Genomic DNA, 25,796 nt, shown 5'->3' on the forward strand with positions numbered 1-25,796 from the left:
ATGGTGCTCGACCTGCTCGCCGGGCTCCCCGTGCTGCCGCTGTCGATCCCGAGCCCCTCCGAGGGCACCTGGTACGTCGGCCCGCTGCCGCTGCGCGGCTACGCGCTGAGCATCATCGCCGGCATCGTGGCCGCCATCTGGATCGGCGAGCGCCGCTGGGTGGCCCGCGGCGGGCGCGCCGGCGACATCCAGGACCTCGCGATCTGGGCGGTGCCCTTCGGCCTGGTCGGCGCCCGCGCCTACCACGTCGCCACCGACGCGAGCCGCTACTTCGGCGAGGACGGCAACCCCTGGCAGGCCCTCTACATCTGGAAGGGCGGCCTGGGCATCTGGGGCGGCATCGCGCTGGGCGCGGTCGGCGTCGTCGTCGGTGCGCGCCTCAAGGGCATCCGGCTGCTGCCGGTGCTCGACGCGATGGCCCCCGGCGTGCTCGTGGCCCAGGCGCTCGGCCGCTGGGGCAACTGGTTCAACCAGGAGCTCTACGGGCGGCCCACCGACCTGCCCTGGGGCCTGGAGATCGACCCGGTCAACTGGCCGCCCGGGCGCAGCTTCGAGCCGGGCACGACCTTCCACCCCACCTTCCTCTACGAGTCGCTGTGGGGCCTGGCCGCCTTCGCCGTGCTGGTGTGGGCCGACCGGCGCTTCCGGCTCGGCCACGGCCAGGTGCTGGCGGCCTACGTCGCGCTCTACACGCTGGGGCGCGGCTGGATCGAGACGCTGCGCATCGACGACGTCGAGCTCTCCGACGTGGGCGGGCTGCGCTTCAACGTCTGGACCTCGATCGTGCTCTTCGTCGCCGCGGTGGCCTTCCTGGCCTGGTCGCGCCGTCGTCACCCCGATCGGGAGGAGCGGGTCTACGAGCCGGGCCGCGAGCCCGTCGAGGACGCCACGGCCTGAGGCGGCGCCCGTCTCACCAGGCGGCGACCGGGACCGCGCGGGCCGGACGCCCAGGTCACCGGTGCTAGCCTGAGCCTTCGCGTGGGCCAATGTCGTCCCCTGCGCTCGACTCAAGATCCGCTCCACCGCAGTCGCCGGTCCCGGACCAGCTCGACCAGGGTCCGTTCCCCGGCGGCGACGACGACGGGAGACCCCGGTGCCCTACCAGCACGCATTCCCGCCGCCCCAAGGGCTCTACGACCCCCGCCACGAGCACGACGCGTGCGGTGTGGCCTTCGTCGCGACCCTGACCGGCGTCGCCAGCCACGACATCGTGGCCCAGGCACTCACCGCCCTGCGCAACCTCGAGCACCGTGGTGCCGCGGGCGCCGAGCCCGACTCCGGCGACGGCGCCGGCATCCTGATGCAGGTGCCCGACGCGTTCCTGCGCGAGGCGACCGCCGAGCTCGGCATCGAGCTCCCGCCGCAGCGCGCGTACGCCGTCGGCACGGCGTTCCTGCCCGGTGACGACGAGCACGTGGGTGCCACCGTCGCCCGCATCGAGGAGATCGCGGCCGAGGAGGGCCTCGCGGTCCTCGGCTGGCGCGAGGTCCCCACCGACCCCAGCACCCTGGGTGCCACCGCCCTCGGCGTGATGCCGACCTTCCGCCAGCTCTTCGTGGCCGGCGCGACCCAGCGGGTCACCGGCATGTCGCTGGAGCGGATGGCCTTCTGCCTGCGCAAGCGCGCCGAGCGCGAGAGCGACGTCTACTTCCCCTCGCTGTCGGCGCGCACCCTGGCCTACAAGGGCATGCTGACCACCGACCAGCTCGACCGGTTCTACCCCGACCTGGTCGACCCGCGGGTCGCCTCGGCGCTGGCCGTGGTGCACTCGCGCTTCTCGACCAACACCTTCCCGAGCTGGCCGCTCTCGCACCCGTTCCGCTACATCGCCCACAACGGCGAGATCAACACCGTGATGGGCAACCGCAACTGGATGCGGGCCCGCGAGGCGCTGCTCGACTCCGACCTGATCCCCGGCGACCTCGAGCGGCTCTACCCGATCGTCACCGACGGCGCCTCCGACTCCGCCTCCTTCGACGAGGTGCTCGAGCTGCTGCACATGGGCGGGCGCTCGCTGCCCCACTCGGTGCTGATGATGATCCCCGAGGCGTGGGAGAACCACGCCGAGATGGACGCGGCCCGCCGCGCCTTCTACGAGTTCCACGCCAGCATGATGGAGCCGTGGGACGGCCCCGCCTGCGTCGTCTTCACCGACGGCGACCAGATCGGCGCGGTGCTCGACCGCAACGGCCTGCGCCCCTCGCGCTACTGGGTCACCGACGACGGTCTCGTGGTGCTGGCCTCCGAGGTCGGCGTGCTCGACCTCGACCCCGCCACGATCGTGCGCAAGGGCCGGCTGCAGCCGGGCCGGATGTTCCTCGTCGACACCGAGGAGCACCGCATCATCGAGGACGAGGAGGTCAAGTCCGGCCTCGCGGGGGAGCACCCCTACGAGGAGTGGCTGCACGCCGGGCTGATCCACCTCGACGACATCCCCGAGCGCGAGCACATCGTGCACACCCACGCCAGCGTCACCCGGCGCCAGCAGGTCTTCGGCTACACCGAGGAGGAGCTGCGGGTCATCATCACCCCGATGGCCAACACCGGCGCCGAGCCGATCGGCTCGATGGGCACCGACACGCCCATCGCGGCGCTCTCGCAGAAGCCGCGCCTGCTCTTCGACTACTTCGCGCAGCTCTTCGCGCAGGTCACCAACCCGCCCCTCGACGCGATCCGCGAGGAGCTCGTCACCTCGCTGAGCGGCACCATCGGGCCCGAGTCCAACCTGCTCGAGCCCACCCCGGCCTCGTGCCGCCAGGTCGTGCTGCCGTTCCCGGTGATCTCCAACGACGACCTGGCCAAGATCCGCCACGTCAACCGGGACGGCGACATGCCGGGCTTCATCACCCACGTCTCCCGTGGCCTGTACGAGGTCGAGGGCGGCGGCGCCGCGCTGGCCGCGCGCATCGACGAGGTGTGCGCCGAGGTCAGCGCCGCCATCGCCGAGGGGGCACGGATCATCGTGCTCTCCGACCGGCACTCCACCGCCGAGCTGGCCCCGATCCCGTCGCTGCTGCTCACCGCCGCCGTGCACCACCACCTGGTGCGCGAGAAGACCCGCACCCAGGTCGGCCTGCTGGTCGAGGCCGGCGACGTGCGCGAGACCCACCACGTGGCGCTGCTGGTCGGCTACGGCGCGGCCGCGGTGAACCCCTACCTGGCCATGGAGTCCGCCGAGGACCTGGCCCGCGAGGGCTACTACGTCACCAGCGAGCCCGAGCAGGCCGTGGCCAACCTGGTCAAGGCGCTGGGCAAGGGCGTGCTGAAGGTGATGTCGAAGATGGGCGTCTCCACGGTCGCCTCCTACACCGGCGCGCAGATCTTCGAGGCCCTCGGCCTCTCGCAGTCGGTGGTCGACAAGTACTTCACCGGCACCACCTCCAAGCTCGGCGGCATCGAGCTCGACACCATCGCCGAGGAGGTCGCGCGCCGCCACCGCACGGCGTACCCGCGCGGCGGCATCATGCCCGGTCACCGCGAGCTCGAGATCGGCGGCGAGTACCAGTGGCGCCGCAGCGTCAACGGGGAGGCCGAGCCGCACCTGTTCGACCCCGAGACCGTCTTCCGTCTCCAGCACTCCACCCGCACCGGGCGCTACGACGTCTTCAAGCAGTACACCCAGCGCGTGGACGAGCAGTCCGAGCGGCTGATGACCCTGCGCGGGCTGTTCCGCTTCAAGGACGCCGAGCAGGCCGGGCGCGCCCCGGTGCCGATCGAGGAGGTCGAGCCGGTCTCCGAGATCGTCAAGCGGTTCTCGACCGGAGCGATGTCCTACGGGTCGATCAGCGGCGAGGCGCACGAGACCCTGGCCATCGCCATGAACCGGCTCGGCGCGAAGTCGAACACCGGCGAGGGCGGCGAGGACCCCGAGAGGCTCTACGACCCCGAGCGGCGCAGCTCGATCAAGCAGGTCGCCAGCGGCCGCTTCGGCGTGACGTCGGAGTACCTGACCAACGCCGACGACATCCAGATCAAGATGGCCCAGGGCGCCAAGCCGGGGGAGGGCGGGCAGCTGCCCGGCCACAAGGTCTACCCGTGGGTGGCCAAGACCCGGCACAGCACGCCCGGCGTGGGCCTGATCAGCCCGCCGCCGCACCACGACATCTACTCGATCGAGGACCTGGCGCAGCTGATCCACGACCTCAAGAACGCCAACCCCGCGGCCCGCGTGCACGTCAAGCTGGTCTCCGAGGTCGGCGTCGGCACGGTCGCGACCGGTGTCTCGAAGGCGCACGCCGACGTGGTGCTGATCTCCGGCCACGACGGCGGCACCGGCGCCTCGCCGCTGACCTCGCTCAAGCACGCCGGCGGGCCCTGGGAGCTCGGCCTGGCCGAGACCCAGCAGACGCTGCTGCTCAACGGGCTGCGCGACCGCATCGTCGTGCAGACCGACGGCCAGCTCAAGACCGGTCGTGACGTGGTCGTCGCGGCGCTGCTCGGCGCCGAGGAGTACGGCTTCGCCACCGCGCCGCTGGTGGTCTCGGGCTGCATCATGATGCGGGTCTGCCACCTCGACACCTGCCCGGTGGGCGTGGCCACGCAGAACCCGGTGCTGCGCGAGCGGTTCTCGGGCAAGGCCGAGTACATCGTCAACTTCTTCACCTACATCGCCGAGGAGGTGCGTGAGCTCCTCGCCGAGCTCGGGTTCCGCAGCCTCGACGAGGCGATCGGCCAGGTCGACGTGCTCGACGTGGCCCCGGCGGTGGAGCACTGGAAGGCCGCGGGCCTCGACCTGAGCCCGATCCTGCACCGCCCCGACGCCTCGGCCTTCCCCGACCAGGACCTGCGCTGCACCAAGAGCCAGGACCACGGGCTGGAGAGGTCGCTCGACGTGACCGAGCTGGTGCCGCTGGCCCAGCCGGCCCTCGAGAGCGGCGAGCCGGTGCGGGCCCAGGTCGCGGTGCGCAACGTGCACCGCACGGTGGGCACGATCCTGGGCCACGAGGTCACCAAGCGCTACGGCGGCGAGGGCCTGCCCGACGGCACCATCGACCTGACCTTCCTCGGCTCGGCGGGGCAGTCCTTCGGCGCCTTCGTGCCGCAGGGCATCACCCTGCGACTCGAGGGCGACGCCAACGACTACGTCGGCAAGGGCCTCTCGGGCGGGCGCATCGTGGTGCGCCCCGACCGGGCCGCGACCTTCACCGCCTCCGAGCAGACCATTGCCGGCAACACGATCGCCTACGGTGCGACGTCGGGCTCGGTCTTCATCCGGGGCGGGGTCGGCGAGCGCTGCTGCGTGCGCAACTCCGGCGCGCGGGTGGTCACCGAGGGCGTGGGCGACCACGCCGCGGAGTACATGACCGGCGGCCGCCTGGTCGTCCTGGGCCCCACCGGCCGCAACGTCGCGGCCGGCATGTCCGGCGGCGTGGCCTGGGTGCTCGACCTCGACGAGGCGCGGGTCAACCGTGAGCTCGTCGAGCTGGTGCCCGTCGAGGGCGAGGCCGCCGAGGAGCTCGAGGCGCTGGTGCGCAGCCACCTCGAGGAGACCGGTTCGGAGGTCGCCGAGGCGCTGCTGGCCGACTGGTCGCAGTCGCTGGCCCGCTTCACCGAGGTGATGCCGCGCGACTACCGCATCTCCCTGGAGGCCAAGGCGAAGGCCGAGGCCGACGGGCTCGACGAGAACGAGACCGCTCACGCGATGATGGAGGCGCTCCATGGCTGACCCCAAGGGCTTTCTGAAGGAGGGTCGCAAGGTCGCGGCCCGTCGTCCGGTCGAGGAGCGGGTGGGGGACTGGAACGAGGTCTACCCCGACGGCGTCGGCCGTGCCCTGCTGCCGATCATCACCCCGCAGGCCGGACGCTGCATGGACTGCGGCATCCCGTTCTGCCACCAGGGCTGCCCGCTGGGCAACATCATCCCCGAGTGGAACGACCTGGTCTGGCGCGACGACTGGGAGGGGGCGATCGAGCGGCTGCACGCCACGAACAACTTCCCCGAGTTCACCGGTCGGCTCTGCCCGGCGCCCTGCGAGACCGCCTGCGTGCTGGGCATCAACCAGGACCCGGTGACCATCAAGAACGTCGAGGTCTCGATCATCGACAAGGCGTGGGAGTCCGGCACCGTGCGGCCCCAGCCGCCGGAGTGGCTCTCGGGCCGCACCGTGGCGGTGATCGGCTCGGGCCCCGCCGGCCTGGCCGCCGCCCAGCAGCTGACGCGGGCCGGGCACACCGTGGCGGTCTACGAGCGCGCCGACAAGATCGGCGGGCTGCTGCGCTACGGCATCCCCGAGTTCAAGATGGAGAAGAAGCACCTCGACCGGCGGCTGGACCAGATGCGCCGCGAGGGCACGGTCTTCCGCGCCGGCGTCGACGTCGGTGGCGACCTGACCGGGCAGCGCCTGGCCGACCGGTACGACGCCGTCGTGCTGGCCACCGGCTCGACCGTGGCCCGCGACCTCGGCGTCGAGGGCCGTGAGCTGGACGGCATCCACCAGGCCATGGACTTCCTGCCGCAGGCCAACCGCGTCGCGGTCGGCGAGAGCGTGGAGGGCCAGGTCACCGCCGAGGGCAAGCACGTGGTCATCATCGGCGGCGGCGACACCGGCGCCGACTGCCTGGGCACCTCGACGCGCCAGAAGGCCGCCTCGATCACCCAGCTCGAGATCATGCCGGAGCCGCCGGGCACCCGCCCGGAGGGCCAGCCGTGGCCGACCTACCCGATGACCTTCCGGGTCTCCTCGGCCCACGAGGAGGCGGGGGAGCGGGTCTACGCCGTGTCCACCAAGCGCTTCATCGGCGACGAGGACGGCCACGTGCGCGCCCTCGAGCTCGTCGACGTCGTCCTGGAGGACGGGCGCCCGACCGAGGTCGAGGGCAGCAGCCGCGAGATCCCGGCCGACCTGGTGCTCTTCGCGATGGGCTTCACCGGCCCCGAGCGCGAGGGCCTGGTCGAGCAGCTCGACCTCGAGCTCGACGAGCGGGGCAACGTGCGGCGCGACGCGTCGTACGCCTCCTCACGCCCGGGGGTCTTCGTGGCCGGCGACTGCGGTCGCGGCCAGTCGCTCATCGTGTGGGCGATCGCCGAGGGCCGCGCTGCGGCGTCGTACGTCGACGCCTACCTGACCGGGGAGACCGCGCTCCCCGCGCCGGTCAAGCCGACCGACCGCCCGCTGATGGCCTGAGGCGCGTCCCGTCGGGCTGGCTTCCGGCCCGACGGGACGGCGCTGCGGTGACCCCTGTTTGAACGTTCCAACGTCCAGGTAGGGTGAGCGCGTGCGTAGAGCCAAGATCGTCTGCACCCTCGGTCCCGTCACGTCCTCGCGCGAGAGCATCCGTGCCCTCGTCAGCGCCGGCATGGACGTCGCCCGACTCAACATGAGCCACGGCAGCCACGCCGACCACGCCGAGACCTACCGCCTGGTGCGCGAGGCCGCCGACGAGACCGGCCACGGCGTCGGGATCTTCGCCGACCTCCAGGGCCCGAAGATCCGGCTCGAGACCTTCGCCGAGGGCTCGGCGCGGCTCGAGGTCGGTGCGGAGTGGACGATCACCACGCGCGACGTGCCGGGCGACGGCGAGATCTGCGGGACGACGTACAAGGGCCTGCCCGGTGACGTGGCCCCGGGCGACCCGCTGCTGATCGACGACGGGCGGGTGCGCCTCGAGGTGCTCGAGGTCGACGAGACCGACGTGCGCTGCAGGGTCGTCGTGGGCGGCAAGGTCAGCAACAACAAGGGCATCAACCTGCCCGGCGTCGCGGTCTCCGTGCCGGCCCTGTCCGAGAAGGACATCGAGGACCTGCGCTTCGCGCTGCGCCTCAGCGTCGACTTCGTCGCGCTCTCGTTCGTGCGCGACGCCGCCGACGCCGAGGACGTGCGCGCGGTCATGCGCGAGGAGGGCGTGCTCGTCCCCGTCATCGCCAAGATCGAGAAGCCGCAGGCGATGGACAACCTCGACGAGATCATCGCGGCCTTCGACGGCTTCATGGTCGCCCGGGGTGACCTGGGTGTGGAGTGCCCCCTCGAGGACGTCCCCTTCCTGCAGAAGCGGATCATCGAGCAGGCGCGGCTCAACGCCAAGCCCGTCATCGTCGCCACCCAGATGCTGGAGTCGATGATCAGCGCTCCGGCGCCGACGCGGGCCGAGGCCTCCGACGTGGCCAACGCGGTGCTCGACGGCGCCGACGCGGTGATGCTGTCGGGCGAGACCAGCGTCGGTGACCACCCGGTCACCACCGTCGAGACGATGGCGCGCATCATCACCTCCACCGAGAACCACGCCCTGGCCAGCAACGGCTCCGGCGTGGCCACCATCGACTGGGACCCGCACACGCGCTCCGGCGTGATCGCCAAGGCGGCCGCGGAGGTCGCGGAGCGCGTCGACGCGAAGTACGTCGTCGCCTTCACCACCAGCGGCGACACCGCCCGGCGGATGGCGCGGCTGCGGGGGCGGGTGCCCCTGCTGGCCTTCACGCCCGAGAACATCGTGCGCTCCCAGCTCTCCCTGACCTGGGGCGTGGAGACGTTCCGCACCGTCGAGGTCGAGCACACCGACGAGATGGTGCGCCAGGTCGACGAGCAGCTGCTGAAGATCGGTCGGGTCGCCGAGGGTGACCTGGTCGTGATCATCGCCGGTGCGCCCCCGGGCATCCCCGGGTCCACCAACGCGCTGCGGATCCACCAGATGGGCGACGCCATCAACGAGGTGGCCCCGGCCTACCGCCGTGGCTGAGCCCCGCCCCGGTCAGGTCTTCGGCCCGACCAGCTCGTCGAGCCGGGCGACCCCGGCGCGTGTCGAGACGCTCACGGTGCTCGGCCCCGACCGGCGCCACGCCACGCCCGCCAGGTCGAGCGCCCAGCAGCAGAGACCCAGGATGTCCTCCGACCTGTTGCTGAACTGCCAGCGCGGGTAGTCGTAGCGCTTCAGCTCACCGGCCACGAGCTTGTGGGTCCAGTTGGCGACGCGGCAGCCGTCGGAGTGGAACAGGCCCGCCAGGAGGGCCGCCGGTCGTCGGGCGACGATGTCGTGCTGCCAGTCGGTCAGGGCGATCTCGCGGTGGTGCTTCTTGCCGGGACCGTGCTGTGGGAACAGGCACGGCCAGTGCTTCCAGGAGACCGTCGTCACGACGCACCCGGGCTTGAGCCGCACGTGCGGACGCCCTCCCGGCTTCACCAGGGTCATCAGCAGGGCGATCCGGTCGTTGAGATCCGGGTAGCTCACGTCGTTGAAGACGTGCAGGTTCCAGACTCCTCGACGTCCTGCGCTGATGTGCCCGTCGCCGAGGTACCAGCCGAGGAGCTCGGCGTAGGCCGGCTCGTGGAGCCGGCCCCCGTCGCAGCGAGGGCACCGGGCCGTCGTGTGGTCCTGCCCGCGTGCCCGTCCCTCCTGCTGGTACAGCCGCCTCCAGCGTCGGATGGTGGAGAGGGCGACCCCGTGCATGAGGGCGTTCTCCCGATCCGGGACCCCGGCCGCACCGGCGGCCAGGGCGCTGCGCACGGTGCTCTCGGGGCGGACGTGCGTCATGCCGCTCATGCTGGACGCTGCCACCGACAGTCGGTGGATCGAGAGATGGCAGGGCCGAGAACTCGGTGCCGGGTGTGGGATTCGAACCCACAAGTCCTTGCGGACAGTGGTGTTTGAGACCACCGCGTATGCCGTTCCGCCAACCCGGCCTGGGCCGCGGTCAGGGTAGCCGACTCCCTGAACGGGCGGCGACGCGGGAGCGTCGCTAGCCTGGGCGGGTGACTGACCCGACCGCGACCTCCCGCACCGTCGTCATCGCCGAGGACGAGGTGCTGATCCGCATGGACCTCGCCGAGATGCTCGCCGAGGAGGGCTTCGACGTCGTGGGCCAGGCCGGCGACGGCGAGAGCGCCGTACGCCTGGCGCAGGAGCACCGGCCCGACCTGGTGATCCTCGACGTCAAGATGCCGGTCCTCGACGGGATCGCGGCGGCCGAGGCGATCGCGGGCCAGCGGATCGCGCCGGTCATCGTGCTGACGGCCTTCTCCCAGCGAGAGCTGGTCGAGCGCGCCCGCGACGCCGGCGCGATGGCCTACCTGGTCAAGCCGTTCAGCCACACCGACCTGGTGCCGGCGATCGAGATGGCGCTGAGCCGGTTCGCCGAGGTGCAGGCGCTGGAGACCGAGGTGGCCGGGCTGACCGACCGGCTCGAGACCCGCAAGAGCGTCGACCGCGCCAAGAGCGTGCTGCAGCGCGAGCTGGGGGTCTCGGAGCCCGAGGCCTTCCGCTGGATCCAGAAGACCGCGATGGACCTGCGGCTCTCGATGCGCCAGGTCGCCGACGGCGTCGTCGAGCACGGCGTCGCCGGATCCGCCGCCGGCGACGGCGAGGACTCGTCGCCGCAGGGTGGCTGAGCACCTCTCTTGGTCTCGGCTCGGTCACGAGCCGGTAAAGCCCGCCACGACGCGACGAGAAGTTGACGCCGTTGTGGTGAGGTAGGTCTCACTGTGCCCCTAGACTGCCGGGCGGCGCCCAGCCGGGCGCGCGAGAGGAGATCGCACGTGAAGGCTTGCCCCAGGCCACCTGGCCTACGACGACGAACGTCCGTGGTCGGTGCCCTCTTGGGCATGCTGCTGGCCCCGCTCCTCGCTCTGGGCCTCGGTGCCTCGCCGGCGAGCGCCGGCGTGGCGACCCTCTGCCTGGCGCAGCCCGGCCAGACCGCCTGCGTCAGCGGCACCGTCGGCAACCGGACCAACCCGGTCGAGGGCGCCGACGTGGTGCTGCGCGACGACGCCGGCACCGAGGTCGACGCGCTCACCACCGGTCCCGACGGCAAGTACAGCTTCCAGGTGGACGAGGCGGGCGACTACTTCCTCTTCGTCGACCCCGAGTCGCTGCCCGACGACGTCGAGATCATCCCGCCGGCGCCGCGGTTCCAGGAGGACGACGGCAGCATCCGCGTGCCGGTCAAGCTCGGCCGCACCGTGGCCCCCGACCTGGAGGTCCGCTCGGTCGACTACGACGCCGACGGCGCCGGGTTCGGCGAGCAGATCGTCCAGAGCGTCGCGCAGGGCCTGCGGCTGGGGCTGCTGCTCGCGCTCGCCTCGGTCGGACTCTCCCTGATCTACGGCACCACCGGCCTGTCCAGCTTCTCCCACGCCGAGCAGGTGACGCTGGGCGGCATGGTCGCCTACGGCCTGGTCAACGTCGCGGGCATGAACCTGTGGGTGGGCATCCTGCTCACCACCATCATCTGCGGCGCGACGGGCTACGTGCAGGACCGGCTGATGTGGCAACCACTGCGACGGCGTGGACTGGGCCTGACCCAGATGATGATCGTGACGATCGGTCTGGCGCTCGCGGCGCAGTACGCCTTCCAGTTCTTCGTCGGCGCCTCGCAGCAGAAGGTCGTCGTGCGCACCTTCGACGTGGTCGAGATCGGCCCCGTCCGGATGACCGACATGTCCTTCGTGGCGATGGGCGTCGCGCTGGTCGCGATCGCTGCCGTCGGCTTCGTGCTGCTGCGCACCCGGGTCGGCCAGGCCACCCGCGCGGTCTCCGACAACCCCGCGCTGGCGGCGGCCTCGGGCATCGACGTCGACCGCATCATCCGCCTCGTGTGGATCGCAGCCACGGCACTGGCCGGTCTCGGCGGCGTCTTCTACGCGCTGGTGGTCAGCAACGGCATCCGCTGGGACACCGGCATGCAGATCCTGCTGCTGCTCTTCGCGGCCGTGACGCTGGGCGGCCTGGGCACCGCCTTCGGTGCCTTCGTCGGCGCCATCATCATCGGTCTCGTCGTGGAGCTCGCCGGTCCGCTGGGCGCTCCCGGTGACCTCAAGTACGCGGTGGCGCTGGTCATCCTCATCCTGCTGCTGATGGTCAGGCCCCAGGGCCTGCTCGGACGCGCCGTCCGAGTCGGCTGAGAAGGAGCCTGCAGATGAACGAGTTCCTCGGAATCCTCGACGCCGTGGTCGGCGAGGCCATCTCGCCCGACACCGCGGCGGTCGCCATCGCCGTCATCGGCCTCAACATCCACTTCGGCTTCACCGGCCTGCTCAACATCGGCCAGGCCGGCTACATGCTGCTCGGGGCCTACGGCATGGCCATCTCGATCACCTACGACATCCCGCTGGCCGTCGCCGTGCTCATCGGGCTCGTCGTCTCGGTGCTGTTCTCGCTGATCCTGGGTCTGCCCACGCTGAAGCTACGAGGCGACTACCTGGCCATCGTGACGATCTCGGCGGCGGAGATCATCCGCTACACCGGTCGTCTGGCCGCCTTCGAGGACTTCACCGGAGGCTCGCAGGGCATCTTCGGCAAGGACTACCAGGGTCCGTTCATGGACCTGTCGTTCTTCGGCAGCGGCAGCTTCGACCTGCTGCCGGTGAACTACCTCGACGCCGGCGGTGGCGCTGCGCTGCGCGTGGTCGGCCTCCTGGTCGCCGTGGCCGCGATCGCGGGCATCGTCGTGGTGGCCAAGCGGGCCAAGGCGGCCGACGGCGAGCCGCCGAAGGTGGGCACGACGGCCACGCCCAAGCTCGTGATCGCCGCGCTCAGCGTCGTGCTGTTCCTGGCGCTGTTCTTCTCCTTCCCCCAGAGCGAGCCGCGCACCAGCGTGGACGGCTGGTGGGTCCGGGTGGTGGCCTGGTCCCTGGTGGGCGTCTCCTGCGTCATCGTCTTCCTGCTGGTGCGCAGCCCCTGGGGCCGACTCCTGCGCGGCATCCGCGAGGACGAGGAGGCGATGCGCAGCCTCGGCAAGAACGTCTTCGCCATCAAGATGCAGGCCCTGATCATCGGTGGCATGTTCGGCGCCCTCGGCGGCATGGTCTACGTGCTGACCGGCTCCGTGCAGGCCGACTCGATGGGGCGCCAGCTGACCTTCTTCGCCTACACCGCGCTGCTGCTCGGTGGCGCCGCCACGATCTTCGGCCCGGTGCTCGGCTCGATCATCTTCTTCTCCGCCCGCATCCTGGTCCGCGAGCTGTCCGGCGCCTACGTGCCCAACAGCATCATGAGCACCCAGCAGACCGAGCAGTTCTCCTACGTCGTCGTCGGCGTGGCACTGGTCCTGTTGGTGATCTTCCGACCACAAGGCATCCTCGGCAACAAGAGAGAGCTGCGTTTCCATGTCTGAGCCCACGACCCCGAGCACCCCGAGCGGGACCACGACGACCGCCGGCCAGGGCGACCTGGCCGACCCCGCCGCGCGTCGCGCACTGATGGCGGGCGTGGTCCAGGAGCCGGGAGCGGCCAAGCCCGAGCCGATCCTGACCGTCGACCGCATCACCCGGCACTTCGGTGGCATCACGGCCGTCGACGTCGAGCACCTCGAGGTCCAGCGCGGCCTCATCACCGCGCTGATCGGGCCCAACGGTGCCGGCAAGACGACGTTCTTCAACCTCATCACGGGCTTCGACAAGCCGTCGTCGGCCGGCAAGGGCGCGCACTGGTCCTTCAACGGGGCCAAGCTCGACAAGACCTCGGCGCCCAAGGTGGCCAAGGCCGGCATGGTGCGCACCTTCCAGCTCACCAAGGCGCTGAGCCGGATGACGGTGATGGACAACATGATGCTGGGCGCCAAGGACCAGACCGGCGAGAGCCTGGCCAAGGCCATGTTCAGGCCGCTGTGGCACTCCCAGGAGGGCGAGGTGCGGGCCAAGGCCGAGGAGCTGCTGGCCCGCTTCAAGCTGCTGGAGAAGAAGGACGACTACGCGGGCAGCCTCTCCGGCGGCCAGCGCAAGCTCCTCGAGATGGCCCGGGCGCTGATGACCGACCCGACCATGATCATGCTCGACGAGCCGATGGCCGGGGTGAACCCGGCGCTGACCCAGTCGCTGCTCGGCCACATCCAGAGCCTGCGCGACGAGGGCATGACCGTGCTCTTCGTCGAGCACGACATGCACGTCGTGCAGCACATCTCCGACTGGGTCGTGGTGATGGCCGAGGGCCGCATCGTCGCCGAGGGCCCGGCCGACACCGTGATGGCCAACCCCGCGGTGATCGACGCCTACCTCGGTGCGCACCACGACACCGACCTGGGTGACGACGACCTGCTCAGCGACGAGGTCGTCAAGGAGCTGCACCACGAGGCCGACGAGGAAGAGGCGGCCCGACGGGACGCGGAGAAGGGGAAGCGATGACCACCCAGACGAACGCCGAGCTGCCGCCGGGCGTCCCGGCCGGCTCGCGGCCCGTGGTCGAGGCCAAGGACCTGGTCGCCGGCTACCTGCCGGGCGTCAACATCCTCAACGGGTGCAGCCTGACCGCCTACCCCGGCGAGATGATCGGCATCATCGGCCCCAACGGTGCCGGCAAGTCCACCCTGCTCAAGGCGATGTTCGGGCTGGTGAAGATCCACTCCGGCAGCGTGCACCTGGGTGAGCGCGACATCACCAACATGCGCGCCAACCAGCTGGTCCAGATGGGCGTGGGCTTCGTGCCGCAGACGGAGAACGTCTTCCCGTCGCTGTCCATCCAGGAGAACCTGCGGATGGGGCTCTTCCTGCGTCCCAAGAAGCTGCGGGAGCGCCTCGACGCGATGTGGGACCTGTTCCCCAACCTGCACGAGCGCAAGGACCGCAGCGCCGGTGCGCTGTCGGGCGGTGAGCGTCAGTCGCTGGCGATGGCTCGCGCGCTGATGATGGAGCCGTCCGTGCTGCTGCTCGACGAGCCGTCGGCCGGCCTCTCGCCGGTGCGCCAGGACGAGACGTTCATCCGCACCCGCCAGATCAACAAGACCGGCGTGTGCGTGGTGATGGTCGAGCAGAACGCCCGTCGCTGCCTGCAGGTCTGCGACCGCGGCTACGTCCTCGACCAGGGACGCGACGCCTACACCGGCGGCGGTCGTGAGCTGGCCAACGACCCCAAGGTCATCGAGCTCTACCTGGGCACGCTGGCCAAGGAGGTCGGCAAGGAGTAGCCACGCCGCCACCTGCGCGACGTACGCCGCACGGCCCCGGACCTGGTGGTCCGGGGCCGTACGCATGTCCGGGTGACAGCGTGTGCCGGTGGCAGCGTGTGCCGGTGGTCGTCCGAGGCGACGCCCGTCCACCGTCTCGTCGCGCCCCGGGGGAACGGCGAAGGGCCCCGCACCAGGATCGGTGCGGGGCCCTCGTCGACGAGCGTCAGGGGGTCAGGACTGCTTCTGGCCCTCGACCGTGGCGGTCAGCTCGTTCTTGTTGTCGTCGTTGAAGGTGTAGATCCCGACGAACGCGGAGGACGGGTCGTTCTCCTCGTCGATGGGACCGATGCCCGAGGGACCGACGTAGCGGATCTCGTTGCCCTCGTCGAGCATGGCGGTGCAGTCGGCGTAGGAGGTGCACTCCTCGCCGTCGGTGGCGCCGGAGACCGCAGCGAAGTTCTGCTGCACCGTCTCGGAGTCGGTCGCACCGCCCTTGTAGGCGGCCAGGGCCGCGAGGATGGTGGCGTCGTACGACTCGGCCGCGTAGGCGAAGTCGGTCAGGCCGTCACCGAAGGCGAACTCGTTCCAGGCGATCAGGCGGTCCTTGAAGTCCTGGGCCGCGTCGGCACCGGGGATGGTGCCCTGGGCGCCGGTCAGGGTGCCCGACTCGAAGTCCTCCGAGTAGTCGGCGGTGTTGCCGTCGGAGAAGTACGTCGCCGACATGTCCCACCCGGTCGAGGCGAGCTCGGGCACGATGGCCTTCGTCTCGTCGAACGCGAGGATCACGATGGCGTCGGGGTTGGAGTTGGTGGCAGCCGAGACCTCGGAGGAGAAGGTCGTCTGACCGGCCGGGAACTCGTCGCCGTCGCCCTTGCAGCCGTAGGTGCACTCGCCACCGCCGGCCTCGACGGTCTCCTGGACCACGTCACGCAGGCCGGTGCCGTAGGTGTCGGAGAAGACGATGAAGGCGATCTTCTGGAAGCCGTCGGAGGAGATCAGCGAACCGAGGGCGTTGCCCTGGATGCCGTCCGGCGGGGCGGTGCGGAAGTAGAAGTCGCTGTAGCCGCTCAGGTCGACCGCGGTGTTCGCGGGGGAGACCTGGGTGACCTTGGCGGCGGTGAGGCGGTCCACGAAGTTCAGCGAGACGCTGGAGGACGCGGCGCCGATGACGACCGAGGCCTCGTCCTGGATCAGCTTGCGCGCCGAGGCGGTGCTGATGGACAGGTCGGTGGTGTCACCGGAGTCCTCGATCTGGTGGCACGCCTGGGCGCCGTTGACGCCGCCGGCGGCGTTGATGTCGGAGACGGCCATGCCGACGCCGGCGACCTCGGGCGGGCCGAGGAACGCGAGGTTGCCGGTCAGCGGCAGGATGCCGCCGGCCTTGAACGTGTCGGCGTTCGAGGAGCCGTCGGCGCACTCGTCGTTGGTGAACTCGTCGTCGGCGGGCGCCGGCGACTCGCTCGACTCGCTGGTGGGCTCGTTGTCAGTGGCCTCGGGCTCGGAGTCCTCCGAACCGCAGGCGGTCAGCACCAGGCCGAGCGCGGCGGTGCCGGCCATGAGCTTGACCCAGTGGGATGTGGTCGATCGATTCACGTGGTGAACCCTTTCCTCAGGTGTTGGTGCCTTCACCGGTGCCCGACCCCCGGAGGTCTGGCGTAGCACGGTCACGGTAGACCTCAGGGGGTGTGAGACGCGGCACACCGGGGGAGCGTTGCCGAATCGTGACGTGATCGCGGGAACTCCGTCACCGGAGGACGGCGACCAGCTGCACCAGCAGGGGGGCGACCACGAGCGCCGGCAGCAGGTCGGAGACCGCGACCTCGCGGATCCGAAGCAGCCGCAGCGCGACCCCGACGAGCACCAGTCCGCCCACCGCGGTGACCGCGGCCAGGTGGGCCTCCGGCAGCAGGTCGCCCAGGCCGAGGCCGGCCAGCGTCAGGCCGCCCTGCACGACCACGATGGTCAGCACCGAGGCCGCGACCCCCCACCCGAAGGACGCGGCGAAGGCGATCGCGGCGAAGCCGTCGAGCGTGGACTTGAGGAACAGCTGGTCGGCGCCGTTGCCGAGGCCGTCGTTGAGCGAGCCCAGGATGGTCAGCGGTCCGGTGCAGAAGACCAGCGAGGCGACGACGAAGCCCTCGACGAAGCGCTGGCGGTCGACCGAGCCGGCGCCGCCGGCCAGGCGGCGCTGCAGGAACCGGCCCAGGCCCTCGACGCGCTGCTCGAGACGCAGCAGGGACCCGGTGATGCCGCCCAGCAGCACCGAGCCCAGCACGATCAGCATGGGTGCGCTGTCGCCGACCTCGTCGGCCAGCGTCGGTGAGAGCACCTCGACGGCGGCGGTGGCCGCGATCAGCAGGGTCACCAGCCCGAGCCCGTCGGTGACCAGCTCGCGGGTGCGCTCGGGCAGGCGGTGGCCCAGCAGCACGCCCAGCAGGCAGCCGAGCAGCACCGTGGTGACGTTGACGGCCGTGCCGACACCGGGCACCAGCATCGGGGGCGGGGACAGCAGCAGCGGGCTCACGGTTCCTCGAGGATGTCCGGCCCCGGAGGGCGAGGTAAAGGTGGTCTCGACCATGCGACAGCACGGCGCGCAGGAGCGTAGTCTCGCCCGGACGGACGCGCCCACGCGGGCGCACCACTGCTGGGGGTCCGAAAGGCGCACGCGATGAGTCGGAGCTCGGTGAGCCTGCGGTGCGCGGGCGAGCAGGACGCGCTGTTCCTGGCCGACCTCTGGAGCGAGCACCTTCGCCGCTGCGACCGCGAGGAGCAGGTCGCCGACCTCGAGCAGGTGATCAAGGAGGCCGCGCTCTCGTCGGAGCAGCGGTTGCTGGTCGCCGAGCACGACGGCCGGCCGGCCGGCGCGGTGCTGCTGCGCGTGGCGACGCTGAGCCCGATCAACCTCGAGCCCGTGGTCCAGTGCTACACGCCGACCGTGGTGCCCGACCTGCGCCGGCACGGCGTCGGCCGCACGCTGGTCGAGGCGGCCGTCGCCTGGGCGGAGGACCTCGGCATCTCGCACGTGATGACCGCGGCCTCCGCGTCCTCGCGCGATGCCAACCGGTTCATGGCCCGGCTCGCCCTGCGCCCCCAGGCGGTGCTGCGGGTCGCGGCCACGCCGTCGGTGCGTGCGAAGGTCGAGGCGCAGCGGCCGGTCTCCGAGCGCCCCCGCTCGGCGCGCGGGCAGATGCTCGCGGCGCGACGCTCGCTGCGTCGCCAGCAGAGCGCCGGCTAGAGCCCCACGCGCTCGCGGGGCACCAGCGAGCAGGTGATCCGCGAGGTGCACACCCGCTTGCCGCGCTCGTCGGTGATCACCACCTCCCAGGTGGCGCTCGTGCGCCCCAGGTGCGCGGGGGTGGCGACGCCGGTCACCGTCCCGCTGGTGGCCGAGCGGTGGTGGGTGGCGTTGATGTCGACGCCCACCGCGACCCGGTCGGGGTGGGCGTGCACCGCGGAGCCGATCGAGCCGAGCGTCTCGGCCAGCACCACCGAGGCGCCGCCGTGGAGCAGGCCGTAGGGCTGGGTGTTGCCCTCGACGGGCATCGTGGCCACCACCCGCTCGCTGGAGACCTCGAGCAGCTCGACACCCATCTTCTCGTTCAGTGCGCCCATGCCCTGCGGCATCGCGGCGACGTACTGCTCCACGTCCATCTCGCTCATGGGCTCAACCTAGCGAGGCGTCGTCGGCGCCAACGGTTAGGGTCGCTGCGTGCCCGAGACGACTGCCCCCACCCGCCCGCGGCTGCTCCTGCTCGACGGCCACTCGTTGGCCTACCGGGCCTTCTTCGCGCTGCCGGTCGAGAACTTCTCCACCACCACGGGCCAGCACACCAACGCCGTCTACGGCTTCACCTCGATGCTCATCAACGTGCTGCGCGACGAGCAGCCGACCCACGTGGGCGTGGCCTTCGACGTCTCGCGCCAGACGTTCCGGATGGCCGAGTACTCCGAGTACAAGGCCAAGCGCCAGAAGACGCCCGGGGAGTTCTCCAGCCAGCTGCCGCTGATCGAGGAGGTCCTCGACGCGCTGCGCATCCCCTTCCTGAAGAAGGAGGGCTACGAGGCCGACGACATCATCGCCACCCTCGTGACCCAGGCCCTCGCCGAGGACCCCGAGATGGAGGTGCTGATCCTCACCGGCGACCGCGACTCGCTGCAGCTGGTGACGGAGCGCTCCACGGTGCTCTACCCGATGCGGGGCGTCTCCGACCTGGCCCGGATGACCCCCGAGGCGGTCGAGACCAAGTACGGCGTGCCGCCCGCGCGCTACCCCGAGCTGGCCGCGATCGTGGGGGAGACCTCCGACAACCTCCCGGGCGTGCCCGGTGTGGGCCAGGGCTTCGCGGCGCGGTGGATCAACACCTACGACGGCCTCGACAACGTCATCACCCACGCCGACAAGATCACCGGCAAGAAGGGCGAGGCGCTGCGCGAGCACCTGGGCGAGGTGATGCGCAACCGGCGCCTCAACGCCCTCGTGCGCGACCTCGACCTCGAGCTGCGCCCCGCCGACCTGGCGCTGCGTCCCTGGGACCGCCAGGAGGTGCACACCCTCTTCGACGGCCTGGAGTTCCGGGTGCTGCGCGACCGGCTCTTCGAGACGCTGACCTCCGAGGAGGTCGTCGACGGCTCCGGCTTCGAGCTCGAGGGCGCCCGGCTGGCTCCCGGCGAGGTGGCCGCGTGGCTCGCCCAGCACGCCGTGGAGCGTGTCGGTGTCACCGTGCAGGGCACCTGGCGAGCGGGCACGGGCGAGGTGCACTCGCTCGCGCTGGCCGCCGACGACGGCACCGCGGCCTGGTTCGACGCCGCCGAGATCACCCCCGACGACGACGCCGCGGTCGCGGCCTGGCTCGCCGACCCCGACCGCCCCAAGGTGCTGCACGACGCCAAGGGCCCGATGCTGGCGCTGGCGGCGCGCGGCTGGCGGCTCGAGGGCCTGCAGTCCGACACCGCCCTGGCCGCCTACCTGGTGCGCCCCGACCAGCGCTCCTACGACCTGGCGGACCTGACGCTGCGCTACCTCAAGCGCGAGCTCAAGCAGGGCGGCGGCGACGACGGCCAGCTCAGCCTCGACAGCCTCGACGCCGGTCTCGACTCCGGTCTGGAGGGTGCCGGCGACTCGGCGGCGCGCACCGCGATGCTGCACGCGCGTGCCGTGCTCGACCTGGCCGAGGCGCTCGACGGCGCCGTCGCCGAGCACGGGGGCACCGAGCTGCTCGCCCACGTCGAGCTCCCGCTGGTGCACCTGTTGGCCCGCATGGAGACGACCGGCATCGCGGTCGACACCGAGCACCTCGAGTCCCTGGAGTCGCACTTCGGTGACGAGGTGCGCGCGGCCGCCGACGCGGCGTACGCCGTGATCGGCAAGGAGATCAACCTCGGCTCGCCCAAGCAGCTGCAGGTGGTGCTCTTCGACGAGCTCGCGATGCCGAAGACCAAGCGCACCAAGACCGGCTACACCACCGACGCCGACGCGCTGCAGGCGCTCTACGTCAAGACCGAGCACCCGTTCCTGCTGCACCTGCTGCGCCACCGCGACGTCATCCGGCTGCGCCAGACCATCGAGGGCCTGCTCAAGACCGTGGCCTCCGACGGTCGCATCCACACCACCTTCAACCAGACCATCGCCGCCACCGGGCGCCTGTCCAGCACCGACCCCAACCTGCAGAACATCCCGGTGCGCACCGAGGAGGGCCGGCGCATCCGCGAGGCCTTCGTGGTGGGCGAGGGGCACGAGTCGCTGATGACGGCCGACTACAGCCAGATCGAGATGCGGATCATGGCGCACCTCTCCGAGGACGCGCTGCTCATCGAGGCGTTCCGCTCCGGCAGCGACTTCCACTCGATCACCGCCGCCCGGGTCTTCGACATCCCGGCCGAGCAGGTCGGCACCGAGGAGCGGGCCAAGATCAAGGCGATGAACTACGGCCTGGCCTACGGTCTCTCGGCCTTCGGCCTGGGCCAGCAGCTGGGCATCGAGCCGGCCGAGGCCAGGGGGCTGATGGACGAGTACTTCGAGACCTTCGGCGGCATCCGTGACTACTTGGGCGGGATCGTCGACGAGGCCCGGCGCACCGGCTACACCGAGACGATCGAGGGACGCCGCCGCTACCTGCCCGACCTGACCAGCGACAACCGCCAGCGCCGCGAGATGGCCGAGCGGATGGCTCTCAACGCCCCGATCCAGGGCTCGGCCGCCGACCTGATCAAGATCGCCATGCTGCGCGTGCAGCGCGCCATCGACGAGTCGTCGCTCTCCTCGCGGATGCTGCTGCAGGTCCACGACGAGCTGGTGCTCGAGGTGGCCCCCGGTGAGCGCGAGCCCCTCGAGGCGCTGGTGCGCGCCGAGATGGGCGCCGCCGCCGAGCTGACGGTCCCGCTCGACGTGTCGGTCGGCACCGGGCGCAGCTGGCACGAGGCCGCGCACTGACCGACGGCGCCGATCCGGGCCGGCTCGACGCGAAGCTGGGGCCGGGTCGGCGCGAGATTCAGGCCGGGTCGCGCAGGCGGTGCAGGCTCAGCACCAGCAGGGCGGTGAAGAGGGTCGCGTCGACGGCGATCACCACGAGCACCAGCGCGCTCAACGAGGCGGTGGCGGCCGCCGCGGCGACCAGCACGAGCACCGCCAGCCACACCAGGTACGCCGAGCGGGTGCCCCGGCGCGCGAGGACCGAGTAGACCAGCAGCTGCAGCATCGCCAGCAGGGTGCCGACCACCGCGAAGAGCCACAGCCGCGACTGCACGTCGGCGTACTCCTGGCCCCCGACGAAGACCATGGCCAGCCCGCTGAGCAGCCAGGCGCCCAGCGTGGCGACCACCCCGAGGGCAGCGACCAGGCCCAGGCTGCGCAGCAGGGCCAGGCGACGCTCCTCGACCGTCGACATCGACGGGAACGCCACGACCACCACGAACTGGGGCAGGAACAGCACCGCCTTGGTCAGGATCAGCCCGGCGGCGTAGAGCCCGGCGTCGTGGTCGTCGAGGACGTTGCGGGCCACCACGATGTCGGCGTTGGAGAGCACGAAGAAGGCCAGCAGGGCCAGCGAGGCGGTGACCGCCTCGCGGGCCACGGGGCGCCGCGTGTGCGCCTCGCTGTGGCTGCCCGCCTCGCGCGGGCGGCGCAGGGCGACGTACCCGATGACCGCCGGCACGAACATCGCGATCATCACGCCGAGCATCGCCGCGGTCTCGGTGGGGGAGACCAGGAGGCACAGGGTGCCGACGAGCACCCGCGGGACGCCCATGCCGAGGTAGACCATCCCCAGCGGCAGCCAGCGGCGCTCGCCCTGCAGGATGCCGGCCTGGCCGCCCATCACGGTGAGCGGGACGGCGCTCAGGGCGAGCAGCACCGCCGGCAGCACGCTGTCGAGGCGCAGCACCACCATGACCACGGGGGAGAGCACGAGCATCAGCGCGCCGAGGCCGAGGGCGGCGCGGTAGGTCACGGCGAGCACCACGCCCTCGATCTGGGCGACGTGGTCGGGGTCGGCGGAGATCCGGCGGGCACCGGTGGCCTGCAGGCCCAGCTGCAGCACCGCGACGACCATCAGCAGCGCCATCAGCGGCGCGAGCGCGCCGTAGTCTGCCGGACCGAGCAGGCGGGCCGAGATCATCTGGAAGGCGTAGGTCGCCACGTTCATGACGCCCATGGCCACGGCGATGCCCGCGCTGCCGCGCAGCAGGGCCCGCAGGCCGGTGCGACCCGGGGCGCCGGCGCCGGGGGCGGTGGGGCCGCTCGGCGCGTCCTCCGTGGTGCTCGTCACGGGTCGAGGGTAGGTCAGCGGGCCGCACCACGAGCAACTTCGGCGGGTCCGGCCGGTGACGGTGTGGTTTCCTTCGCGCGTGGACCTGGGGCGGCGACGAGGACTGGTGGTGCCGCTCTGGTCGGTGCTGCTCGCCGTGCTGCTGCTCGGCCCCGCGCTCGCCCCGGGCTACGTGCTCACCTACGACATGGTCTGGGTGCCCGACCTGGCGCTGCGCTCCGACGCCCTCGGCACCGGCAGCGGGCTGCCGCGTGCGGTGCCCTCGGACGCGGTGGTGGCGGTGCTCGACGAGGTCGTGCCGGGGATGGTGCTGCAGAAGCTCGTGCTGCTGGGCTCGCTGGTCGTCGGCGGGCTGGGCGCCGCGCGGCTGGCCCCCCGGGGCAGCCTGCTGGGCGCGCTGGCGGCGGTGACGCTGTGGCAGTGGAACCCCCTGGTGGTCGAGCGGCTGGGCCTGGGGCACTGGCCCGTCCTGCTGGGGTACGCCGCGCTCCCGTGGCTGGTCGGCGCGGCCCGGCGCTGGCGCGAGGAGGGCCGGATGCCCGGCGTGCTGGCTCTGCTGGTCGTCGTCGGCTCGCTGAGCGCGAGCGCCGGGCTGGCCACCGCCGCCGTGCTGCTGGTCCTCGCGACCCGACGGGAGCCGGTGCAGGTGGCCAGGGTGGCGGCGGTGGCGCTGCTGGCCAACGCGCCGTGGCTGGTGGCTGGTCTGCTGCACGCGGGCGCGGCGCTGGGCGACCCCGCCGGGGCCGCGGTCTTCGCGCTGGCCGACGAGGGCGCGCTGCCCGGCCCCCTGGCGGCGCTCGGCCTGGGTGGCGCCTGGAACGCCGAGGTCCTGCCGGCCTCCCGCGCCGGGGCCGCGGCCTGGGTCTCGACGGGCGTCCTGGTGCTGCTCGCCGCGGTGGGCTGGCGCGGCTGGTGGCGGCGGGTCGGCACCCGAGAGGCCGGCGGGCTGCTGGTGCTGTGGCTGCTGGGATGGGGCACCGCGGTCGCGACCTGGCTGGCCCCGGGCGCGCTGGGCTGGCTGGCCGCCACCGTGCCGGGCGTCGGGGTGGTCCGGGACGGCGCGCGGGTCCTGGTGCTGTGCGCGCCGCTGCTGGTCCCGGTCGTGGCCCAGGGGGTCGTCGAGGTGCGTGCGTGGGTCGTCCGCGCGTGGCCGGGACGGCTGCCGCTGGCGCCGGGCCTCGTGGTCGGCGCGCTGCTGACCACCTGGCCGGTCACGCTGATGCCCGACGTGGCCGGCGACCTGCGCGCGGTGTCCTACCCGTCGTCGTACGAGCAGGCGCGCGCGGCGGTGGCCGCGGCCGGGCCCGGCGACGTGCTGGTGCTGCCGCTGAGCCCCTTCCGGGCCCCTGCCTGGAACGGCGGACGCACGGTGCTCGACCCCCTGGGGCGCTACCTGGGGCGGGACCACGTGGCCGGCGACGAGCTGGTCGTCTCGGGCGTCGCGGTCGCAGGGGAGGACCCCCGGGCCCGCCGCGCCGCCCAGGCGCTCTCCGCGGCCGACACGGCCTCCAGGTCCGAGGCACTGGCGGCTTCGGGCATCGGCGTGGTGGTGCGCGACCGCACGGCCCCCGGAGGGCGCGACGACGCGTCGGTCGAGCTGGCCGGGCGCGAGCTGCTGCGCACCCAGGACCTGGTGGTGACCGAGGTGGCGGGGGCCGGGGGACGACGCGCACCCGCGAGCTGGGTGGTGGCGATGGTGGTGGCGTGGGCGGCCTGGCTGGCCCTGCTGGCTGCGGCGGCCGGTCGCGCCTGGCAGAGGGTACGGACCTCTCGTTACCGATGAGTCAAGAAATCGTCACATCGGTGCTACGCGCTGCTACTCTCCAGTCACCTTTGAGGGAGGGTCTTCTGTGTCTGCAATTCTCAGTGGCGGTCTGTCCGCCATCGTCGCCACCGTCACCACCACCGCGGTCGGCGGCGTCGTCGCCGCCGTGACGGTCGTCAGCCTGGTCAACTCCAGCACCGGGACCGAGGGTCCGTCGCCGGCGAACGTCAACCAGCCGGTCGTCCAGTACGGCACCAACGGCTGACCCGGACCACCGGACGGGCTCGCTAGTCGGAGCCGGCCACCCGCCGGCCCGACAGCACCGCCACCAGCACGTCGGCGAACGACTGCTGGGCCCGTGTCCACGTGAAGCGCCGGCTCTGCTCCAGGGCGCCGCGGCCCAGCTGCTCGCGCAGCGCCGCGTCGTCCAGGAGCCGGCCCAACGTGGCCGTGAAGCTCGCCTGGTCGTCGACCAGCACCCCCGAGTGCCCGTCGACCACCGACTCCTGGGTCCCGCCCGCGGAGCGGTAGGCCAGTGTGGGCGTGGTGTGCATGCCGGCCTCGCCGATCACCAGGCCCCAGCCCTCCTTGAGCGAGGGCAGCGCCAGGACCCAGGCCCGCTCGTAGACCTCGTGCTTGTGCTCCTCGTCGACGTGACCTTCGAAGACCACGCTGGCGCCGGCACCGCGCGCCGCGACGTACTCGTGCAGCTCGGCCTCCCACCAGCCCGAGCCCACGACGTGCAGGCGCAGGTCGGGGTGGCGCGCGCGCAGCGCGAGCACGGCGTCGACCGCGTGCTCGACCTGCTTGTGCGGCACCAGCCGCCCCACCACCGCGACCATCGGCGTCGGGCTCTTGCCGGGGTCGACGTGCACGTAGGGGTCGGTGCCGTTGTGCACCACCGCGGTGCGCGCCGGGTCGACGCCGAGCTCGGCGAGCTCGTCGCGGGTCGCGCTCGAGACCGCGACGTACTGCTGGCGTCGGTAGAGCCAGGGCGCCAGCCGGCGCTCGATCCACCAGCCGACCTGGCCCGAGCGGCCCGGGTAGACCACGGGCCACTGCTCGCGGTGCACGTGGTGGACCAGCACCAGCACGGGACGCCTGGTCACCAGGCGCGAGAAGAAGGGCAGACCGTTCTGGACGTCGACCACCACGTCGGGGGCGCCGTGCGGACCGTCGAGGTCACCGCGGCGCAGCGCCCGCATGCCCTGGGCGTAGACGCTGAGCTTGGTGCCGCGGCGCACGAAGCGCACGCCGTCGACGACCTCCTCGGGCGGCGCAGCGGCGTGCGCGGCACAGAAGACGGTGACGGTGCAGCCACGCTCGACGAGGCCGGCCGCCATCTTCTCCAGGTAGCGCTCGGCGCCCCCGCCCTCGGGGTTGGCGGTGTCGCGCCAGCTGAGGAACGCGACGTGGCGACCGGCGAGCGGCCCGGTGTGCTGTTCGTGCATCGGGGGAA

Annotated in this window: 19 protein-coding genes and 1 tRNA gene; 13 read left to right on the top strand and 7 right to left on the bottom strand. The window is 71.9% G+C overall.

Annotated features, from left to right (window positions below):
* The 4 genes from lgt to pyk all read left to right on the top strand — a co-directional run bounded on the left by lgt (position 1) and on the right by pyk (position 8,673).
* Entirely contained in the window at positions 1 to 897 is an 897-nt protein-coding gene (gene lgt / locus JOE61_RS19700) for a prolipoprotein diacylglyceryl transferase (RefSeq protein ID WP_193670260.1), read from the top strand.
* Positions 898 to 1,093: 196 nt separating this feature from the next.
* Positions 1,094 to 5,665, top strand: a complete 4,572-nt coding sequence (gene gltB / locus JOE61_RS19705) for a glutamate synthase large subunit (protein ID WP_193670261.1) — start codon at positions 1,094 to 1,096, stop codon at positions 5,663 to 5,665.
* Entirely contained in the window at positions 5,658 to 7,124 is a 1,467-nt protein-coding gene (locus JOE61_RS19710) for a glutamate synthase subunit beta (RefSeq protein WP_193670262.1), read from the top strand. The genes gltB and JOE61_RS19710 overlap by 8 nt, the downstream gene beginning before the upstream one ends.
* 91 nt (positions 7,125 to 7,215) lie before the next feature.
* On the top strand, positions 7,216 to 8,673 hold the full coding sequence (pyk, locus tag JOE61_RS19715; protein WP_193670263.1) for a pyruvate kinase: 1,458 nt from the start codon (positions 7,216 to 7,218) through the stop codon (positions 8,671 to 8,673).
* 12 nt (positions 8,674 to 8,685) lie between these two features.
* On the opposite strand, the gene JOE61_RS19720 is transcribed toward pyk, so the two are convergent.
* Together JOE61_RS19720 and JOE61_RS19725 are read right to left on the bottom strand one after the other, a co-directional pair.
* Positions 8,686 to 9,465 (bottom strand): helix-turn-helix domain-containing protein, encoded by a 780-nt coding sequence (locus JOE61_RS19720; RefSeq protein WP_193670264.1) that lies wholly within the window; start codon positions 9,463 to 9,465, stop codon positions 8,686 to 8,688.
* Between the two features lie 66 nt (positions 9,466 to 9,531).
* Positions 9,532 to 9,614: transfer RNA gene (locus JOE61_RS19725), tRNA-Leu, on the bottom strand.
* 69 nt (positions 9,615 to 9,683) lie between these two features.
* Between JOE61_RS19725 and JOE61_RS19730 the strand changes: the two genes are divergently transcribed.
* The 5 genes from JOE61_RS19730 (at position 9,684) to JOE61_RS19750 (ending at position 14,827) form a co-directional block, all read left to right on the top strand.
* Positions 9,684 to 10,319 (top strand): ANTAR domain-containing response regulator, encoded by a 636-nt coding sequence (locus tag JOE61_RS19730; protein WP_193670265.1) that lies wholly within the window; start codon positions 9,684 to 9,686, stop codon positions 10,317 to 10,319.
* 213 nt (positions 10,320 to 10,532) lie between these two features.
* Positions 10,533 to 11,831, top strand: coding sequence for a branched-chain amino acid ABC transporter permease (locus tag JOE61_RS19735; protein ID WP_193670266.1), 1,299 nt, complete (start codon positions 10,533 to 10,535; stop codon positions 11,829 to 11,831).
* A gap of 14 nt (positions 11,832 to 11,845) precedes the next feature.
* Positions 11,846 to 13,042, top strand: a complete 1,197-nt coding sequence (locus tag JOE61_RS19740) for a branched-chain amino acid ABC transporter permease (RefSeq protein WP_193670267.1) — start codon at positions 11,846 to 11,848, stop codon at positions 13,040 to 13,042.
* On the top strand, positions 13,035 to 14,048 hold the full coding sequence (locus JOE61_RS19745) for an ABC transporter ATP-binding protein (RefSeq protein WP_193670268.1): 1,014 nt from the start codon (positions 13,035 to 13,037) through the stop codon (positions 14,046 to 14,048). The genes JOE61_RS19740 and JOE61_RS19745 overlap by 8 nt, the downstream gene beginning before the upstream one ends.
* Complete coding sequence (locus JOE61_RS19750; protein WP_193670269.1) at positions 14,045 to 14,827, top strand: ABC transporter ATP-binding protein; 783 nt, start codon at positions 14,045 to 14,047, stop codon at positions 14,825 to 14,827. Before JOE61_RS19745 ends, JOE61_RS19750 begins: the two co-directional genes overlap by 4 nt.
* A gap of 213 nt (positions 14,828 to 15,040) precedes the next feature.
* On the opposite strand, the gene JOE61_RS19755 is transcribed toward JOE61_RS19750, so the two are convergent.
* Together JOE61_RS19755 and JOE61_RS19760 are read right to left on the bottom strand one after the other, a co-directional pair.
* Complete coding sequence (locus JOE61_RS19755; protein ID WP_204797321.1) at positions 15,041 to 16,402, bottom strand: ABC transporter substrate-binding protein; 1,362 nt, start codon at positions 16,400 to 16,402, stop codon at positions 15,041 to 15,043.
* A 151-nt stretch (positions 16,403 to 16,553) separates the two neighbouring features.
* The gene (locus JOE61_RS19760) at positions 16,554 to 17,333 is read right to left on the bottom strand and encodes a DUF554 domain-containing protein (protein ID WP_307823115.1); all 780 of its coding nucleotides are present in this window, start codon (positions 17,331 to 17,333) and stop codon (positions 16,554 to 16,556) included.
* A 144-nt stretch (positions 17,334 to 17,477) separates the two neighbouring features.
* Between JOE61_RS19760 and JOE61_RS19765 the strand changes: the two genes are divergently transcribed.
* Positions 17,478 to 18,044: a GNAT family N-acetyltransferase gene (locus tag JOE61_RS19765; protein ID WP_193670270.1), complete on the top strand. Its 567-nt coding sequence runs from the start codon at positions 17,478 to 17,480 to the stop codon at positions 18,042 to 18,044.
* On the opposite strand, the gene JOE61_RS19770 is transcribed toward JOE61_RS19765, so the two are convergent.
* Positions 18,041 to 18,460, bottom strand: a complete 420-nt coding sequence (locus tag JOE61_RS19770; protein ID WP_227492141.1) for a hotdog fold thioesterase — start codon at positions 18,458 to 18,460, stop codon at positions 18,041 to 18,043. The genes JOE61_RS19765 and JOE61_RS19770 overlap by 4 nt on opposite strands.
* A 58-nt stretch (positions 18,461 to 18,518) precedes the next feature.
* Here JOE61_RS19770 and polA point away from each other — a divergent pair, with 58 nt between their 5' ends.
* Positions 18,519 to 21,239 (top strand): DNA polymerase I, encoded by a 2,721-nt coding sequence (gene polA, locus JOE61_RS19775; RefSeq protein ID WP_193670272.1) that lies wholly within the window; start codon positions 18,519 to 18,521, stop codon positions 21,237 to 21,239.
* A gap of 58 nt (positions 21,240 to 21,297) precedes the next feature.
* Here the strand turns inward: polA and JOE61_RS19780 are convergent, their stop codons facing one another.
* On the bottom strand, positions 21,298 to 22,572 hold the full coding sequence (locus JOE61_RS19780) for an MATE family efflux transporter (RefSeq protein WP_193670273.1): 1,275 nt from the start codon (positions 22,570 to 22,572) through the stop codon (positions 21,298 to 21,300).
* Between the two features lie 79 nt (positions 22,573 to 22,651).
* Here JOE61_RS19780 and JOE61_RS19785 point away from each other — a divergent pair, with 79 nt between their 5' ends.
* Together JOE61_RS19785 and JOE61_RS19790 are read left to right on the top strand one after the other, a co-directional pair.
* The gene (locus tag JOE61_RS19785; protein WP_193670274.1) at positions 22,652 to 24,355 is read left to right on the top strand and encodes an MmpA family trehalose lipid delivery protein; all 1,704 of its coding nucleotides are present in this window, start codon (positions 22,652 to 22,654) and stop codon (positions 24,353 to 24,355) included.
* Positions 24,356 to 24,422: 67 nt separating this feature from the next.
* Positions 24,423 to 24,602: a hypothetical protein gene (locus tag JOE61_RS19790; RefSeq protein ID WP_193670275.1), complete on the top strand. Its 180-nt coding sequence runs from the start codon at positions 24,423 to 24,425 to the stop codon at positions 24,600 to 24,602.
* 22 nt (positions 24,603 to 24,624) lie between these two features.
* Here JOE61_RS19790 and JOE61_RS19795 read toward each other — a convergent pair whose 3' ends face one another.
* Positions 24,625 to 25,788 carry a glycosyltransferase family 4 protein gene (locus JOE61_RS19795; protein WP_193670276.1) on the bottom strand — a complete coding sequence of 388 codons (1,164 nt, stop codon included), beginning with the start codon at positions 25,786 to 25,788 and terminating at the stop codon, positions 24,625 to 24,627.
* Positions 25,789 to 25,796: the final 8 nt, after the last annotated feature.

Source organism: Nocardioides salarius, from assembly GCF_016907435.1.
In the GTDB taxonomy this organism is placed as follows: Bacteria; Actinomycetota; Actinomycetes; order Propionibacteriales; family Nocardioidaceae; genus Nocardioides; species Nocardioides salarius.